A 16,647-nucleotide genomic window follows, 5' to 3' on the forward strand; every position below is an offset into this window, starting at 1 on the left:
CGGGCAAAGCCCACCAGGGCGAAACTCGGCGGCAGCAGCCCGCGGTTGGCGAGGTCATACACGGCCGGCATGAGCTTCTTCCGGGCGAGGTCCCCGGTCACCCCGAAGAGCACCAGCGACGACGGCCCGGCAATACGGTTCAGACGGCGGTCACGCGGGTCGCGGAGCGGATTACGCCCGCGGCCGGCCGTGGTCCTGCCGCCGTTGTAGGTTTCTGGCATGGTTGCGTGGGTGCCTTAGCTTTCGGTGGAAGGTGCTGCCTGGCCGGCAAGGGACGTGACGAGCTCCTGGAGCTGCTTCACACCCGCGGCCCGGTCGGTCAGGTGCAGCCGGAGGACCGGACGGCCGTGCTCGGACAGGACCTGGGCATCCCCGGCGGCCTGCGCCGAGATCAGCTCACCGAACGTGAACGGGCGCTCCGGGATGGCCAGGTCCATGGCGGACGCGGCCGTGACCTGCAGGAAGACGCCGATCGCGGGTCCGCCCTTGTGGAACTGGCCCGTCGAGTGCAGGAAGCGCGGACCCCAGCCGAACGTCACCGGGCGCCGGCTCAGGGCCGCCAGCTCGTCCCGGACACCCTCGAACCCGGCGTAGGCGAGCCGGTCGAAATAGGCCTGAACACTGAGGTAGCTGTCCTCTGCGAGCTGGGCCAGCAGCGCGGAGACGGCGGCAGACGCCGTCGAGGCATCTCCCAGCCATTCGCCGCCGCGGACCTCGATGGCGCCGTCGGTGAAGTTCGCCGGCGTCGGCTCCGGCTGCGCGTCCAGCAGGCCGCGTGCGGCCACCTTGGCGGCCTCGACGTCGGGCTGGTCAAACGGGTTGATGCCCAGCAGCCGGCCGGCCACGGCGGTGGCGAATTCCCACACCATCATCTGCGTCGCCAGGCCCCCGGCAATGGCAACCTCGTTCTCGCCGAGCTGCACGTCGTCGGCATCCGCCGAAACGAGCCGGATCACGAGGACATCCGCTGCGCCCAGGGTGGCTTCGGGGGAGGCGGGGCCGGCCACGACCGGCAGCACGCCGGTGCCCAGCTTGCCCGTGGATTCGGCGATGAGCTGTTCGGCCCAGTCGGCGAACCCGACGATCCCGGAGCCGTCCTCTGCGATGACGATCTTGTTGCGCAGCGGGCTGGTCCCGCCCAGGGCCGTGCCGAGGGCGAGGCCGATGTTGTCTTCCGAGTCGTCGTTGAGGATCTCGGCGGCCTCTTCGGCCTCATCCAGGAACGCCTGGATGTCCACGCCGGCCAGCCCGCAGGGGACCAGCCCGAACGCGGTCAGCGCCGAGAAACGGCCGCCGACGTTGGGGTCAGCGTTGAACACGGCGCGGTAGCCGGCTTCACGGGAAGCCTTGTCCAGCGGAGAACCCGGGTCGGTGACGATGATGATGCGGCTCTTCGCGTCGATGCCGGCGTCGGTGAATGCCTGCTCGAAGATCCGGCGCTGCGAATCGGTCTCCACCGTGGAGCCGGACTTGGACGAAACAACGATGGCGGTTTCGGCCAGCCGGTCCACGAGGGCGGCACTGACCTGTTCGGGGTCGGTGCTGTCCAGCACGGTCAGCTCGACGCCAGCGGTGCCCGCAATGACTTCAGGCGCCAGCGAGGAACCACCCATGCCACACAGGACAATGCGCGTCACGCCGTCGGCCTTCAGTGCGTCACGGAGTGCCAGGATCTCGCTGACCAGGGGCTGGGAGACGGTGGCCGCCTCGACCCAGCCCAGCCGGACGGCCGACTCGGCTTCGGCGTCGGGACCCCACAGGGTATGGTCCTTCGCGAAGATCCGGGTGGCAATGCGGTCCTCCAGCAGTGCGGGGAGGTGCTGTTCGTGGGCCTGGCGGGCTGCGCCGGTGGCGTCGTAGCTGAGTGTGCTCATGGTGGGTTAGGAAGCCTTCCGTGCAGAGGCCAGGGCGCCTTCGACGTCGCCGAGGAGTTCCTTCCAGCTGGCCACGAACTTGTCCAGGCCTTCGGACTCAAGCAGTGCCACGACGTCGTTGTAGGAGATCCCCAGGTTGTCGAGGGAGTTCAGCGTCGCGTTGGCGTCGTCGTAGCCGCGGGTGACGGTGTCGCCCGTCACCACGCCGTGGTCGAACGTGGCGTCAAGCGTCTTCTCCGGCATGGTGTTGACCACGCCCGGTGCGACGAGTTCGGTGACGTACAGGGTGTCCGGGTAGGCCGGGTCCTTCACACCGGTGGAGGCCCACAGCGGACGCTGCGGCAGGGCACCGGCCTCGGCGAGGAGGGCCCAGCGTTCGGTGGAGAAGAGCTCCTCGTAGACCTGGTACGCCAGGCGGGCGTTGGCCAGGCCGGCCTTGCCCTTGAGCGCCTTGGCCTCATCGGTGCCGATGGCATCGAGGCGCTTGTCGATTTCCGCGTCGACGCGGGAGACGAAGAAGGACGCGACGGAGTGGATCGTGGAGAGGTCGTGGCCGTTGCCCTTGGCCTGCTCCAGGCCGGACTGGAAGGCGTTGATGACGGCGCGGTAGCGCTCCAGGGAGAAGATCAGGGTCACGTTGACGCTAATGCCCTCGGCCAGAGTCGCCGTGATGGCTTCGAGGCCCTCGAGGGTTGCCGGGATCTTGATCAGGACGTTGTCCTTGTTGACCTTCTTGTACAGGTGCTTCGCTTCGGCGATGGTGCCGGCGGTGTCCCAGGCAAGGCGGGGGTCCACCTCGATGGACACGCGGCCGTCGACGCCCTTGGTCGCGGCAGCGACGGGAGCGAAGAGGTCGCAGGCGTCGGCGACGTCGGTGGTGGTGATTTCGAAGACGGTCTCTTCAACGGTGGAGCCGGCCGCGGCCTGGGCAGCGATGACGGCGTCGTAGTCCGTGCCGGAGGTGATGGCGGCATGGAAGATGGACGGGTTGGTGGTGACGCCAACGACGTTCTTCTCTTCGATGAGCTTGCGCAGGGTGCCGGTCTGCAGGCGGCCGCGGGAGAGGTCGTCGAGCCAGATCGAGACGCCGGCGTCGGAAAGCTGCTGGGTGGGGGTAGTCATGTCATAACTCCTGGAAATGATGGGTTCCGGGGGCACAGCGTCCCCCGGAACCATGGGGGTGGGTCAGTTTGTGACGCTGGCGAGCGAGTCCTTCGCGGCAGCGGTGACGGCCTCGGCGGTGATGCCGAATTCCTGGAAGAGGCGCTTGTAGTCCGCGGAGGCGCCGAAGTGCTCAAGGCTGATGGAGCGGCCGGCGTCGCCGACGAATTCCTTCCAGCCCAGGGCCAGGCCGGCCTCGACGGAGACGCGGGCCTTCACGGCGGCCGGCAGGACGGCTTCGCGGTAGGCGGCGTCCTGCTTGTTGAACCATTCCACGCAGGGCATGGACACGACCCGGGCGGCGATGCCCTCGGCCTGCAGGGCCTCACGGGCGGCCACGGCGAGCTGGACTTCGGAGCCGGTGCCGATCAGGATGACCTCGGCCGGGACCGTGGCGCCGTCCTTGGAGGCTTCGGCGAGGACGTATCCGCCCCTGGCCACGCCGGCGGTGGAGCCGAAGGTGTCGCCGCTGGCGTCGCCTTCGCCGCGGGCGTATGTGGGGATGTTCTGCCGGGTCAGGACGATGCCGGCCGGGTTCTCGTGGTTCTCCAGCATGACCTTCCACGCCGCGGCGACCTCGTTCGCGTCGCCGGGGCGGACGACGTCCAGTCCCGGGATCGCCCGGAGGGAGGCCAGCTGTTCCACGGGCTGGTGGGTGGGGCCGTCCTCGCCCAGGCCGATGGAGTCGTGCGTCCAGACGTACAGGGACGGCACGCCCATGAGGGCGCCGAGGCGGATCGCGGGGCGCTGGTAGTCGGAGAAGATCAGGAACGTGCCGGAGAACGCGCGGGTCCGGCCGTGCAGGCTGATGCCGTTCACGATCGACGCGGCGGCGTGCTCGCGGATGCCGAAGTGGAGCACCCGGCCGTAGGGGTTGCCCTTCCAGGCCCCGGTGGAGCGTGAAGCCGGGATGAACGAGGGCGAGCCTTCGATCGTGGTGTTGTTCGATTCGGCGAGGTCGGCGGAGCCGCCCCAGAGTTCGGGCATGACCGGGCCGATCGCGTTCAGGACCTTGCCGGACGCGGCGCGGGTGGAAACGTCCTTGCCGGCTTCGAAGACCGGCAGGGCGGCGTCGAGCTCGACGGGGAGTTTTTTGGCTTCGATGCGCTCGAGCAGGGCAGCGTTCTCCGGGTTGGCGGACTGCCAGGCCTCGAAGCTGCTCTGCCAGGCGGTGCGGGCCTCGGCGCCGCGGGTCTGCGCCTGACGGGTGTGGGCCAGGACGTCCTCGTCGACCTGGAACGCGCGTTCCGGATCGAAGCCCAGGACCTTCTTCAGGGCCGCGACTTCCTCGCCGCCCAGGGCCGAGCCGTGGATCTTGCCGGTGTTCTGCTTCTTCGGTGCCGGGTAGCCGATGATGGTGCGCAGCGAAATGATCGAGGGCTTGCCGGTCTCGGCCTTCGCGGCCAGCAGGGCGGCGTGGAGTTCGGCGACGTCTTCGACGTATTCGCCCGTGCGGGTCCAGTCGACCCGCTGGGTGTGCCAGCCGTAGGCCTCGTAGCGGGCCAGCACGTCTTCGGTGAAGGCGATGTCGGTGTCGTCCTCGATCGAGATGTGGTTCTCGTCGTAGATCACCACGAGGTTGCCCAGTTCCTGGTGCCCGGCGAGCGAGGACGCCTCGGACGTGACGCCTTCCTGGAGGTCGCCGTCGGAGGCGATGACCCACACAGTGTGGTCGAACGGGGACTCGCCGGCGGGGGCATCGGCGTCGAACAGGCCGCGCATCCGGCGCTGGGAGTAAGCGAAGCCGACCGCCGAGGCCAGGCCCTGGCCCAGCGGGCCGGTGGTGATCTCCACACCGGCGGTGTGCTTGTATTCCGGGTGGCCCGGGGTCAGGGAGCCCCAGGTGCGCAGGGCTTCCAGGTCCTTCAGTTCCAGGCCGTAGCCGGAGAGGAACAGCTGGATGTACAGGGTCAGGGAAGTGTGGCCCGGGGACAGGACGAACCGGTCACGGCCCAGCCAGTCCGGGTTCTTCGGGTCGTGGCGCATCAGCTTCTGGAAGAGAAGGTACGCGGCCGGGGCCAGGCTCATCGCGGTACCGGGGTGGCCGTTGCCCACCTTCTCCACCGCGTCCGCGGCCAGCACCCGGACAGTGTCCACGGCGCGCTGGTCCAAGGTAGTCCATGACAGTTCTTGCTCTTCCAAATGTGGCACGAAAACCGGGCCCCTCTCTGTGCTGACGGCCGGCGGTACGCTTGGTCCCACCCCGGGCACAGTTCGGTGCCCGCTGCAGTACGTACCAGCCGTTCACCATCGAAACGTTGATCTATCATTCAGACGCAGATGCGGAGCCGCCGGTTTCGGCAATTGCCGGGCAATTACTCGACAATTGCGTTGGTGCGTGCCCGTGTGCGCTGATCTAAGAACAGCCTAGTCCCATTCCACTTGGTGGTCAGCGTATATCTCACCAATTGGACCTGATTTCGCTTATATGAATCACCGCGCGCTCTTGCGCCCGTGAGCCGGCGTTAACACGCCCGAATCATTGGGACCCGGCGGCGGGCCGGGTGCGCGCAGCGTCACGGTATGATGGGTGGTGGCCTTCGACTGGGGCAAGGACACGGGCGTGCGCTACGCGCGGCGCCCGTTCTGCAGCAAAAGCGTTGCGACATCCACCCGGGGCTGCCCAGCCAGACAGAACTGCCCAGACAGAACAGAGTGACTGCCACCGTGAGCACAACAAATACGCCGCTGAACGCCTCGCCGGCCTCGGCAAGAATGGGCTTCGGCCGCAAAGCCAAGGCCTACCTGGCGCTCACGAAACCCCGCGTCATCGAGCTCCTGCTCGTCAGCACCCTGCCCACCATGATCTATGCCGAACGCGGATTCCCCTCGATCGGCCTGATTCTGGCGACGCTCGTCGGCGGCGCCTTCGCGGCAGGCTCCGCCGGTGCCTTCAACTGCTACATCGACCGCGACATCGACAAGCTCATGCACCGCACCGAGAACCGGCCCCTGGTCACCGGCGAGGTCACCCCCCGCGAAGCACTGATCTTCTCCTGGCTGCTGGGCGCCGCGGCGATCGCCATCCTCTGGTTCGGGGCCAACCCGCTCGCCGCATGGCTGGGCCTCGGCGCCATCGTCTTCTACGTGGTCATCTACACCATGATCCTCAAGCGACGCACCGCCCAGAACATCGTCTGGGGCGGCGCCGCGGGGTGCTTCCCGGTCCTGATCGCCTGGGCCGCCGTCACCAACACCGTCGAATGGCCCGCCGTCGTGCTCTTCATGGTGATCTTCCTCTGGACCCCGCCGCACTACTGGCCGCTGTCGATGCGCTACGGCGAGGACTACCGCAACGCCAACGTGCCCATGCTGGGCGCCATCGCCGGCGCCAAGGTGGTCTCGGTGCAGGTGGTGCTTTACGCGTGGGCCATGGTGGCGTGCTCGCTCCTGCTGATCCCGGCCGGCGGCGCGGGCTGGGTGTACACGGTGACCGCCGTCGCGGCCGGCGCGTGGTTCCTGTACGAGTCACACGCCCTGTACAACCGCGCCCAGTCTGGCGACGTCTCCAACAAGGGAGCCATGAAGGTCTTCCACGGCTCCATCAGCTACCTGACGCTGCTCTTCATCGCCCTGGCGGTGGACCCGTTCATCGGTTCGGCGGTCATGGGCGGCTGAGCCCTCCCTGTTCTTAAAACAGCAGACGCTCCCTCACCCGTGGTGAGGGAGCGTCTGCTGTTTTGTGGCAGTGCTATGAGGCGTCGCTGCGTACTTCCTGGCGCGGCCCGGGCCGGGCAACGACGCCGGCAGCCAGCCGCTGGTCCGGGTACCGCTGGTCGAAGCGATGGCGCGCGATCCGTCCGAGCCTCTCGACCGTGTGCCAGCTGATGACCGCGATGACCAGGGTCACCACGATGGCCGACACCGCCACGAGCGGCGGCAGATCCGCCGTCGACCCGCCGTTGAGCCAGAGAATGACGAGGTAGTTCCAGAGGTAGGCGGCGTAGGACACGGTGCCCAGCAGCTGCAACGGGCGCGTCCACGTCGGCATCGCACGGGTGCGGGAGGCGGCGAGGGCCACCAGGACGGCCGCGGAAGCCATGGCCAGCGGGCCGCCGATGAAGAAGAAGGCCGGTGTTTCGTTGGCTTTCGGGAAGAACGCTAGCGCGGCCAGGAGTGCCGAGGAGCCGAGCAGGGCGGCCAGCCTGAGCCGGCGGCCCGTGAACCAGCCGAAGACGCGGACCCGATAGAGGCGCAGGGCCGACCCCAAGATCAGGCCCAGGCCCCACGTCGTGGGCAACGCGTAGACCAGCGAATGAAGTTGCGGAGCCAGGATCTCCATCGCCAGCACGCTTGCCGTCATCAAAGACAGGGCGACGGCGGCCGACCAGACAATCAGCCGGCCCTGCCGATTGCGCCGCAGGGCGAGCACCAGCAGCGCGGGCCAGATCAGATAGAACTGTTCCTCCACCGCCAGCGTCCACAGCGGTCCGATGGCCATGCTGACGTCGAAGGGCAGCGGCAGGTCTTTGAGGTAGCCGAGGCCGGCGAGGACGGTGTACCCGACGATGCCCTTGGACCGGTCCCCGAGGACGTCGGTGGCCAGCTCGACGACGGCGTACACGCCCAGGAGGGAGATCAGGGCCGGCACGAGCCGGAAGGCCCTGTGCGCATAGAAACGGCCGTAGCGAATCCTTCGATGCCGTTCCACGTCCCTGAGCAGCACGTTCGTGATCAGGTATCCGCTCAGCACGAAGAACGCAATGACACCGATGATCCCGGCGCCTTGAAATATTCCAGGCCAGGAATGTCCCAGCAGGACGGCGCCAACGGCCGCGCCGCGAAGGACGTCCAGGCCGTCAAGCCGCGGACGCACTGTGATTGGCTTGCTTGCGGTTTGTTGGGTTGTAGCGTGTTGGTCTGTAGATTGCAGGGCGGCCGTGGCGGCCCTTTCGCCGACTAGTAACGCCATATAACCTCCGGAGCCTCTATCCGGCCGGTTTCTATTTCAGCTGAATCAAGGCAAAACCGTGCCGTTCCTCTTCTGATGAATGTGATTCCGGCGCCACCGCGCCGTAACCTATTATTCCGGACGCGGCTGGACGAAACCTGACCACGGTCCGTCTGGTGGTCCGTTCGCCCACACGAGCCCGGGATTCAGAGGTTGTGGGCGATGAGTTCGAGCCCGATCACCAGAAGGCTCAAGACGACTTCGGCGAACATGATGGCCGCCTTGTGATGGAGCGGGATATCGAGGCGCCGGATCGCGAGGTATCCGACGACCATGAGTGAGGCAACAAGAACAACAACCGCCCAGCCGAGAGCCACGGCCGTCGACCAGAGCCCGAGGCCGGCCGCTGCGAGCAGGAGCAGCGGAGTCACCAGAACGCCGAGGCCGCCGGCGCTGACCGCCATCATATGATGCAGTTCTTCACCGGTAGGGAGCTTCGAATGAACCGTCAGGTGGCTCAGGAGATCGGCGACGAAAATCCCCAGCAGGGAACCGATCACCACGATGCTGAGGGTGGCGGCCGCGGCCGCGGGCGACGTCTCGTCCGCGTGACTCCGAAGCGCCAGCACCACGGCGAGGCTCGTAAAGATGATGTAGACCCGCTCTTTAAGGCTCGCCGCGCGTTGGCGGGCCGCGGGTGACAGGGTCACGGGCGGTTCGATCGGATTCATGTGAGAAGGCCTTCCGGTAAGCGTCACAGGAGTGAACGACCACATGCCCACGACCGCAACGATCCAAATCCATGCCATCTCATAGTGCTCCAGGGGAACCCGCCGAGGCCAGACCGGAGCCCACAAAGACAAGCAACGCGGGGTCACGTACGTCCCATCCGCCAGAGGCGGATCGGGCGGTACGCGACCCCGCGTTGTTTGTTGGGGAAGGTGTTGGTGCGCCTATTTCACCGGGCTGTAGCGGGCAAGGTCCGCGGCGTTGGTGGCCGCGCTCATCAGCAGGGCCGCCGCCAGCATGTGTGCGCCCACGAGCAGCGCCGGGATGCCGTTGTAGTACTGCGTGAAGCCGATGACGGCCTGCAGCACCGTGACGCCGAGGAGCATGAACACCGCGGAACGGAACGGCCCCGGGATCCGCCCGCGGAGCACGAGGAACACTCCGAACAGCGCTCCGGCGGTCACCAAATACGCGGGCATGGCATGGATGTGCGCGAACAAGTCCCAGTCGAGGTCATTCCGCGGGGCGTTGGCGTCACCGGCATGCGGGCCGGCCCCGGTTACCACCACACCCAGGCAAACGGCCACGGCGGAGAAGAACGCGACGGCGGTCATCACCGGGCGCGCGGCGCCCGGCAGGGCCGGAAGCTGCACGGTCCGGGCCTTGCCGGTGCGGCCGTAGGCGCGGTTCACCAGAAGGGTTGCCAGGACCACGAGAGCCATGGACACGAGGAAGTGCAGGCCCACGACCCAGGGGTTCAACTGGGTCAGGACGGTGATGCCGCCGATGACGGCCTGGGCCGGGATGCTGGCGAGCAGGCCCAGGGCCAGCAGGAAGAGGTCGCGGCGTTCCTTGCGGAGGTTCCACAGGTACACGAGCATCATCACCGCGACGGCGGCCAGCGCGAACGTCAGGAGCCGGTTGCCGAATTCGATGATGCCGTGGAACCCCATTTCCGGCGTGGTCGCCAGGGATCCTTCCGTGCAGCGCGGCCACGTTGGGCAGCCAAGGCCCGAGGCGGTCAGCCGGACGGCGCCGCCTGTCACCACCAGGACGATCTGGCCGATGAGGGACAACACGGCCAGCCGCCTGATCCTGTTGTCGACCGTGACGGGCAGCCGGGAGGTGAACCCGGAAACGATCCGGGGTGTGCGTGACGCCGTGCTCACAGTTTTCTCAATTCCACTTGAACCAACGGATTGCCGCGCCGCCGGCGATCGCCGTCCAGAGCAGCAGGACAAAGACGGCAGCAACGTTGACGCTGCCGTACAGGAAAGCATCCCTCAACGCCTGGCCCAGCGAGCCGGAGGGGAGGAAGTGCACCACAGCCTGCGAGAGCGCCGGGAGTCGTTCGGACGGGATCACGATCCCGCCCAAGGCCCCGAGCAGAATCCAGAGCAGATTGGTGATGGCCAGGGTCGCCTCCGGCCGGACCGTCCCGGCGACCAGCAGCCCCAGCGCGGTAAAACATGCGGCCCCGAGGACCAGGATGAGCATGCCGGGCACCCAGCCCGCGGGGTTGGGCTGCCAGCCCAACACCAGGGCCACGGCCGAGACGATGAGCACCTGCAGGAACAAGACGGCCAGGACGGCCAGGATCTTCCCCGCAATCAGTCCGGTGCGGCCCAGGGGAGTGGTGGAAAGAAAGCGCAGCACGCCGTAGCGGCGGTCAAAGCCGGTGGCGATGCCCTGGCCCGTGAAGGCTGTGGACATGGCGCACAGGGCCAGGATGCCGGGGACGGCAACATTGATGCGGCTCGCACCGAGCCCGTCCAGCAACGGCGTCACGGTCAGGCCGACCATCGCCAGTAGCGGCAGGACGATCGCGAGGATCAGCTGCTCGCCGTTCCGGAGCATGGTGATGGTTTCGTACCGTCCCTGCAGCATGATCCTGCGCAACAGCGGAGCGGGTGCGCTGCCGTATGCTGTGGGCGGCGCACTGCCCTGGGGGGCACTGCCGAGAGGCGCGCCGCCGGAAACGCGGGTCATCGGATCTCCCTTCCGGAGATGTCCAGGAAGACGTCCTCGAGGCTGCGTGCCTCAAGGCTCAGGGAGCTGGGCATGATCCCGCGCGCTGCCCACCACGCGGTGAGCGCCGCGAGGTCCGCCGGGGTCAGTGCGCCGGTCACGGCGTAGCTGCCGGCCCGGGCCTCGGTGACCTCAACGCCGTCGGGCAGTACGCCGGTGAAGTCCAGGCCCGGTTCGGTCTCAAACAGCAGGGTGCGGATGTGCTGCCCGTCATCGCCGGCGGGCAGCTGATGCTGCAGCAGCTGGGCTACGGTGCCTTCGGCGACGTTCCGTCCGGCGTCGATGATGTAGACGTAGTCGGCCAGACGCTGGGCGTCGTCCATCAGGTGGGTCGTGAGGATGATTCCCATCCCGCTGTTGCGCAGCTCGGCGATGAGATCGAAGACCATCTGGCGGGACTGCGGATCCAGGCCGGCGCTCGGCTCGTCGAGGAAGAGGACCTCCGGGTTGCCGACCAGCGCCGCCGCAAGGGCGAGGCGCTGCTTCTGGCCTCCGGACAGGCGCCGCACCGAGGTGCGGCTGAACGAGTCGATCCCCAGGCGGGCAATGAGCTCATCCACCGGCCACGGGTCCTGGTACATGCCGGCAATGTGCCGAAGCAGCGGGATGGGACGGGCCGACGGCGGGAGACCGCCGTCCTGGAGCATGACACCGACTCGCGCACGGAGGCCGGCGCCGGCAGTGTCCGGATCCTGGCCGAGCAGGCTGATGGTGCCGGAGGTCCGCTTCTGCAGCCCCTGGGCGCATTCGATGGTGGTGGTCTTGCCGGCGCCGTTGGCGCCGAGCAGGGCTGTTACCTGGCCGCGTTCGGCAACGAGGGAAAGGCCGCTGACCACGCGCAGCATCTTGCCGTCGAGGGTGGGCAGTGGACCAACATCCTTGACGAGCCCGCTGATGGTCAGAACGGGGGATTCGGGAGATCGCACCACAGCATTCTACGCGATGTAGTACGGCGTTTCCCCGGAAGGGGCACCGACTGCAGGCAAGCCATGCCTTACTGGATCGCCGGAGTAAATTACGACATGATTGTGTTGTGTATTCCATGAGTCCCCTTGCGTCTGGAGCCGCTGTGTCCGGAGCCGCTGCGCCCGCTGCCCGGTCCGGCCGCGCCGCTGCGCGCCTCGGGTCCGCCCGGGCGCACGTGGCCGTCGTCCCGGATGAGGTTCCCGACGTCGTTCCCGCGGGCGTCGGCAGCCAGACCCACGACGCTGAAGAGCGCACGCGTGACCGCGTCCTCAACGCCGTGCTGGAGCATGGACCCATCAGCGCCGCCGAACTCGGCGACCTCCTGGGCTTCACCCCTGCCGCCGTCCGCCGCCACCTCGACCACCTCTCGCGCAGCGGCGTGATTGAGGTCAAGCGTGCTGCCCGTGCCGGTGCCGGCGCGGGACGTCCCGCCCGCCGCTATGTCCTGAGCTCCCAGGGCCAGTCGACGCTTGGCAACGACTACCTCGACATCGCCACCGTGGCGTTGCGCCGCCTGGGCGAGGCCGCCGGCCCCGAAGCGGTGCGGCAGTTCGCCGTCGAACGGTTCGCCGACATGGAACGCCGCTACGCGCCCGGGATCGAGCAGGCCGGCCCGGACATCACGGCCCGGGCCCGGGCCCTCTCCGAGGCGCTGAGCCGCGACGGTTTCGTCGCCTCGGCGCAGTCGATTGAAGCCAAGGCGCCGCTTCCGGCCGCCCTGTCCAGCGTCCAGCTCTGCCAGGGGCACTGCCCCATCCAGCACCTGGCGGCCCAGTTCCCCGTGTTCTGCGATGTGGAGACCGAAGTGTTCTCCCGGCTGGTCGGCGTCGATGTGCGCCGGCTGTCGACTCTAGCGCGCGGCGGGCACGTCTGTACCACCCACATACCTACGGGCCGTCCGGCCGCCGTCGGGGCTTCCAGTCCCGCAGCCCCGGGTACCCCGGACGAAGTATCCAACCATCTGCAAGAAAGGCCGTGATGACGGACCAACTATCAGAGAAGAAGGTTGCTGACTCTACTGTGATTTCGGAGATTCTGGAAAAGAATCCCGAGCTCCACGGAATCGGCACCTACGAGTACGGCTGGGCCGACAAGAATGACGTCGGAGCCAACGCCCGCAGGGGCATCGATGAAGACGTTGTCCGCGACATCTCGGCTAAGAAGAGCGAGCCGGAATGGATGCTGGACCTGCGCCTCAAGGGCCTGAAGTACTTCGACCGCAAGCCCATGCCCACATGGGGTGCGGACCTCTCCGGCATCGACTTCGACAACATCAAGTACTTCGTGCGGTCCACCGAGAAGCAGGCCGCCACCTGGGAAGACCTTCCCGAGGACATCCGGAACACGTACGAGAAGCTCGGCATCCCGGAAGCCGAGCGCAGCCGCCTGGTCTCCGGTGTTGCGGCCCAGTACGAATCCGAGGTGGTGTACCACCAGATCCGTGAGGACCTCGAAGCCCAGGGCGTCATCTTCCTGGACACCGACACCGCGCTGCGCGAGCACCCGGAGATCTTCCAGGAATACTTCGGCACGATCATCCCGGTGGGCGACAACAAGTTCGCCTCGCTCAACACGGCGGTCTGGTCCGGCGGGTCCTTCGTGTACGTGCCCAAGGGCGTCCACGTGGACATTCCGCTGCAGGCCTACTTCCGGATCAACACCGAAAACATGGGTCAGTTCGAGCGCACCCTGATCATCGCCGACGAGGACTCCTACGTCCACTACATCGAAGGCTGCACCGCGCCGATCTACACCTCGGACTCGCTGCACTCCGCCGTCGTGGAGATCATCGTGAAGAAGGGCGCCCGCGTCCGCTACACGACCATCCAGAACTGGTCCACCAACGTGTACAACCTGGTCACCAAGCGCGCCATCTGTGAAGAGAACGCCACGATGGAGTGGATCGATGGCAACATCGGCTCCAAGGTCACCATGAAGTACCCGGCCGTCTACCTCGTGGGCGAGGGCGCCAAGGGCGAGACCCTGTCCATCGCGTTCGCCGGCGAAGGCCAGCACCAGGACACCGGCTCCAAGATGGTCCATATCGCGCCGAACACCAAGAGCTCGATCATTTCGAAGTCGGTGGCCCGTGGCGGCGGCCGTGCCGCCTACCGCGGCCTGGTCCAGGTCCGTGAAGGCGCCAAGCACTCGGCCAACACGGTCCGCTGTGACGCCCTGCTGGTGGACACCATCAGCCGCTCGGACACCTACCCGTACATCGACATCCGCGAGGACGACGTCACCATGGGCCACGAGGCCACGGTCTCGCGCGTCAGCGAAGAGCAGCTGTTCTACCTGATGTCCCGCGGCATGCGCGAAGACGAGGCCATGGCGATGATCGTCCGCGGCTTCATCGAGCCGATTGCCCGTGAGCTACCGATGGAATACGCCCTTGAGCTGAACCGCCTGATTGAACTGCAGATGGAAGGATCGGTCGGTTAATGACTGACATCACTACTGAAAAGGCCCGCATCGGCGCGCCGTCGGCCCAGCCGTTCATCAACGGTTTCACCGAGGAAGGCGAGAGCCTCTCACCGCTGAACGCCGCGGAGTCCAAGGCCCCGCTGGCCGGCGAGGCCGTCAAGCGCCACTCCCACGGTGGCGGCGTCGGCATTCCGGACAGCTCACGCGCCGGCCGGCTGACCTCGTACAAGCTGGCTGACTTCAAGCCGCTGACCGGCATGGAAGAGGACTGGCGGTTCACTCCGCTCAAGCGCCTCCGTGGCCTGCACACCCAGGTCCTCACCGGTGCGGCCCCGTCCGTGAGCGTCACCGCCCCGGACAGCGTCACGGTGGAAACCGTCGGCCGCGACGACCGCCGGATCGGCTCCGCCGCCATCCCCGAGGACCGTGTGTCCGCGAACGCCTGGGAGAACTTCACCGAGGCCACCGTCATCACGGTTCCCGCCGAGGTCCAGGTCGACGGCGAGGTCAGCGTCCTGCTGACCGGCCAGGGCACCGAGGCCTCCGCACAGCACGTCGTGATCGTCGCCGAAAAGTTCTCCAAGGCCGTCGTGGTCCTGGACCACCAGGGCACCGCCGTCGTGTCGGAAAACATCGAGATCGTCGTCGGGGACGGCGCGCAGCTCACCGTCATCTCGCTTCAGGAATGGAACGACGACGCCGTGCACGCCTCCTCCCAGCAGGCCAAGCTCGGCCGGGACGCCAAGTTCAAGCACATCGTCGTCAGCCTCGGCGGCGACCTCGTGCGCGTCACGCCGTCGGCACGCTTCACCGCCCCGGGCGCCGAAGTGGAACTGTTCGGCTTGTACTTCGCCGACGCCGGCCAGCACCTCGAGCAGCGCCTGTTCGTGGACCACTCCGTGCCCAACTGCAAGTCCAACGTCCTGTACAAGGGTGCCCTGCAGGGCCGCAATGCGCACACCGTGTGGGTTGGTGACGTTCTGATCCGCAAGGAGGCAGAAGGCACCGACACCTATGAGGCCAACCGCAACCTGGTCCTGACCGACGGTGCCCGCGCGGACTCCGTGCCCAACCTTGAGATCGAGACCGGCCTCATCGCCGGCGCCGGCCACGCCAGCGCCACCGGACGGTTCGACGACCAGCACCTGTTCTACCTGATGGCCCGCGGCATTCCGGAAGAGGTGGCCCGCCGCCTGGTGGTCCGCGGCTTCCTGAACGAGATCATCCAGCAGATCAAGGTTCCTGCCATCGAAGAGCGCCTCACGGACGCTGTCGAGCGCGAACTCGCGGCAACGAATCATTAGCCAGCACAGCAGCACAGGGAAGATCAATGACTGAACAGCCAAAGGGCGAGCTTGTCTGCAACGCCAGCGAGATCCAGGTCAAGCAGGCACTGCGGATCCTGATCGACGACTACCCCGTTGCGATCGTGAAAGACTCGATGGGCGAGATCCACGCCATCGGCGACACCTGCTCGCACGCGGACATCTCCCTTTCCGAAGGTGAGGTGGAAGGCTGCAAGATCGAGTGCTGGGGCCACGGTTCCCAGTTCGACCTGCGCAGCGGTGAGCCGCTCCAACTGCCGGCCTACGATCCTGTCCCCGTCTTTGCCGTGACCGTCCTGGATGATGAGGTCTATGTGGACTTCACCAACGTCCTGAACGGTGCCGAGGCCCCGAACTTCAGCTAGCTTCCGGCAGCTAGCGCACCACAACTTATCGACAAGAAAACGCACAGTGCCGGAGGGCGCCGTGCAGAGGAGAACAAGGCACATGTCTACTCTTGAGATCAAGGACCTGCACGTCAGCATTGACACCGAGCAGGGCACCAAGGAAATCCTGAAGGGCGTCAGCCTGACCATCCGGACCGGCGAAACGCACGCCATCATGGGTCCGAACGGTTCCGGCAAGTCCACCCTGGCGTCCACCATCGCCGGCCACCCGCGGTACAACGTCACCTCGGGTACCATCACGCTCGACGGCGAAGACGTCCTCGCGATGAGCGTTGACGAACGCGCCCGGGCCGGCCTGTTCCTGGCCATGCAGTACCCCGTCGAGGTTCCCGGCGTGAGCATGACGAACTTCCTGCGCACTGCCAAGACCGCCATTGACGGCGAGGCCCCGAAGCTCCGCACCTGGACGAAGGACGTCAAGGCTGCCATGGCGCAGCTGCGCATCGACGCCGACTTCACCCAGCGCAACGTCAACGAGGGCTTCTCCGGCGGCGAGAAGAAGCGCGTCGAGATCCTCCAGCTCGAACTGTTCAAGCCGAAATTCGCGATCCTCGACGAGACCGACTCCGGCCTCGACGTCGACGCACTGAAGGTTGTCTCCGAGGGCGTCAACCGCGCCCACGCGGAAGGCAACATGGGCACCCTGCTCATCACGCACTACACCCGGATCCTGCGCTACATCAAGCCGGACTTCGTGCACGTGTTCGTTGACGGCCAGGTTGTCGAAGAGGGCGGCCCGGAACTCGCCGACCGCCTTGAAGAAGAAGGCTACGACCGCTACGCCACGGGCGCCGGAGCAGCCACGATCGCTGCCGCAGACGCTGCAGCACAGGCCTAGTTAG

General features: G+C 66.9%; 14 protein-coding genes and 1 pseudogene. 6 read left to right on the forward strand and 9 right to left on the reverse strand.

What is annotated here, in order from left to right; translation table 11 throughout:
* The 4 genes and pseudogenes from BLR03_RS14995 to tkt form a co-directional block, all read right to left on the reverse strand.
* A pseudogene (locus tag BLR03_RS14995) lies at positions 1–221 on the reverse strand (glucose-6-phosphate dehydrogenase); the annotation flags it as partial.
* A gap of 15 nt (positions 222–236) precedes the next feature.
* A complete protein-coding gene (locus BLR03_RS15000; protein WP_091254053.1) occupies positions 237–1,874 on the reverse strand; it encodes a glucose-6-phosphate isomerase in 1,638 nt (545 codons plus the stop codon).
* A 6-nt stretch (positions 1,875–1,880) separates the two neighbouring features.
* Entirely contained in the window at positions 1,881–2,996 is a 1,116-nt protein-coding gene (tal, locus tag BLR03_RS15005; RefSeq protein WP_091254056.1) for a transaldolase, read from the reverse strand.
* Between the two features lie 63 nt (positions 2,997–3,059).
* Positions 3,060–5,177 carry a transketolase gene (gene tkt, locus BLR03_RS15010; RefSeq protein WP_091254059.1) on the reverse strand — a complete coding sequence of 706 codons (2,118 nt, stop codon included), beginning with the start codon at positions 5,175–5,177 and terminating at the stop codon, positions 3,060–3,062.
* A 513-nt stretch (positions 5,178–5,690) separates the two neighbouring features.
* Between tkt and BLR03_RS15015 the strand changes: the two genes are divergently transcribed.
* A complete protein-coding gene (locus tag BLR03_RS15015; protein WP_091254060.1) occupies positions 5,691–6,653 on the forward strand; it encodes a heme o synthase in 963 nt (320 codons plus the stop codon).
* Between the two features lie 73 nt (positions 6,654–6,726).
* On the opposite strand, the gene BLR03_RS15020 is transcribed toward BLR03_RS15015, so the two are convergent.
* From BLR03_RS15020 to BLR03_RS15040, 5 genes are all read right to left on the reverse strand, one after another.
* Entirely contained in the window at positions 6,727–7,851 is a 1,125-nt protein-coding gene (locus BLR03_RS15020) for an acyltransferase family protein (RefSeq protein ID WP_254788522.1), read from the reverse strand.
* A gap of 281 nt (positions 7,852–8,132) precedes the next feature.
* Positions 8,133–8,657 (reverse strand): hypothetical protein, encoded by a 525-nt coding sequence (locus BLR03_RS15025; RefSeq protein WP_254788523.1) that lies wholly within the window; start codon positions 8,655–8,657, stop codon positions 8,133–8,135.
* Between the two features lie 222 nt (positions 8,658–8,879).
* Positions 8,880–9,824, reverse strand: a complete 945-nt coding sequence (locus BLR03_RS15030) for a COX15/CtaA family protein (RefSeq protein WP_091254063.1) — start codon at positions 9,822–9,824, stop codon at positions 8,880–8,882.
* A 7-nt stretch (positions 9,825–9,831) separates the two neighbouring features.
* Positions 9,832–10,542, reverse strand: a complete 711-nt coding sequence (locus tag BLR03_RS15035) for an ABC transporter permease (RefSeq protein WP_091254066.1) — start codon at positions 10,540–10,542, stop codon at positions 9,832–9,834.
* Positions 10,543–10,640: 98 nt separating this feature from the next.
* A complete protein-coding gene (locus BLR03_RS15040; protein WP_091254069.1) occupies positions 10,641–11,609 on the reverse strand; it encodes an ABC transporter ATP-binding protein in 969 nt (322 codons plus the stop codon).
* Positions 11,610–11,716: 107 nt separating this feature from the next.
* On the opposite strand from BLR03_RS15040, the gene BLR03_RS15045 reads away from it, so the two are divergent.
* The 5 genes from BLR03_RS15045 to sufC all read left to right on the forward strand — a co-directional run bounded on the left by BLR03_RS15045 (position 11,717) and on the right by sufC (position 16,643).
* Positions 11,717–12,628, forward strand: a complete 912-nt coding sequence (locus BLR03_RS15045; RefSeq protein ID WP_254788524.1) for a helix-turn-helix transcriptional regulator — start codon at positions 11,717–11,719, stop codon at positions 12,626–12,628.
* On the forward strand, positions 12,628–14,091 hold the full coding sequence (gene sufB / locus BLR03_RS15050) for a Fe-S cluster assembly protein SufB (RefSeq protein WP_091254071.1): 1,464 nt from the start codon (positions 12,628–12,630) through the stop codon (positions 14,089–14,091). The genes BLR03_RS15045 and sufB overlap by 1 nt, the downstream gene beginning before the upstream one ends.
* Entirely contained in the window at positions 14,091–15,377 is a 1,287-nt protein-coding gene (gene sufD / locus BLR03_RS15055; RefSeq protein ID WP_091254074.1) for a Fe-S cluster assembly protein SufD, read from the forward strand. The genes sufB and sufD overlap by 1 nt, the downstream gene beginning before the upstream one ends.
* A 26-nt stretch (positions 15,378–15,403) precedes the next feature.
* Complete coding sequence (locus BLR03_RS15060; protein ID WP_091254076.1) at positions 15,404–15,763, forward strand: non-heme iron oxygenase ferredoxin subunit; 360 nt, start codon at positions 15,404–15,406, stop codon at positions 15,761–15,763.
* An 82-nt stretch (positions 15,764–15,845) separates the two neighbouring features.
* A complete protein-coding gene (gene sufC, locus BLR03_RS15065) occupies positions 15,846–16,643 on the forward strand; it encodes a Fe-S cluster assembly ATPase SufC (protein ID WP_091254077.1) in 798 nt (265 codons plus the stop codon).
* Positions 16,644–16,647 lie beyond the last annotated feature (4 nt).

The organism is Arthrobacter sp. ok909 (assembly GCF_900104405.1).
Lineage (GTDB): Bacteria > Actinomycetota > Actinomycetes > Actinomycetales > Micrococcaceae > Arthrobacter > Arthrobacter humicola.

What these genes read in the sequence shown, in the direction of transcription:
- BLR03_RS15000 (WP_091254053.1), bottom strand. Translation starts at nt 1,874, where the DNA reads ATGAGCACACTCAGCTACGACGCCACCGGCGCAGCCCGCCAGGCCCAC.
- tal (WP_091254056.1), bottom strand. Translation starts at nt 2,996, where the DNA reads ATGACTACCCCCACCCAGCAGCTTTCCGACGCCGGCGTCTCGATCTGG.
- BLR03_RS15025 (WP_254788523.1), bottom strand. Translation starts at nt 8,657, where the DNA reads ATGAATCCGATCGAACCGCCCGTGACCCTGTCACCCGCGGCCCGCCAA.
- BLR03_RS15035 (WP_091254066.1), bottom strand. Translation starts at nt 10,542, where the DNA reads ATGCTGCAGGGACGGTACGAAACCATCACCATGCTCCGGAACGGCGAG.
- sufB (WP_091254071.1), top strand. Translation starts at nt 12,628, where the DNA reads ATGACGGACCAACTATCAGAGAAGAAGGTTGCTGACTCTACTGTGATT.
- sufD (WP_091254074.1), top strand. Translation starts at nt 14,091, where the DNA reads ATGACTGACATCACTACTGAAAAGGCCCGCATCGGCGCGCCGTCGGCC.
- BLR03_RS15060 (WP_091254076.1), top strand. Translation starts at nt 15,404, where the DNA reads ATGACTGAACAGCCAAAGGGCGAGCTTGTCTGCAACGCCAGCGAGATC.
- sufC (WP_091254077.1), top strand. Translation starts at nt 15,846, where the DNA reads ATGTCTACTCTTGAGATCAAGGACCTGCACGTCAGCATTGACACCGAG.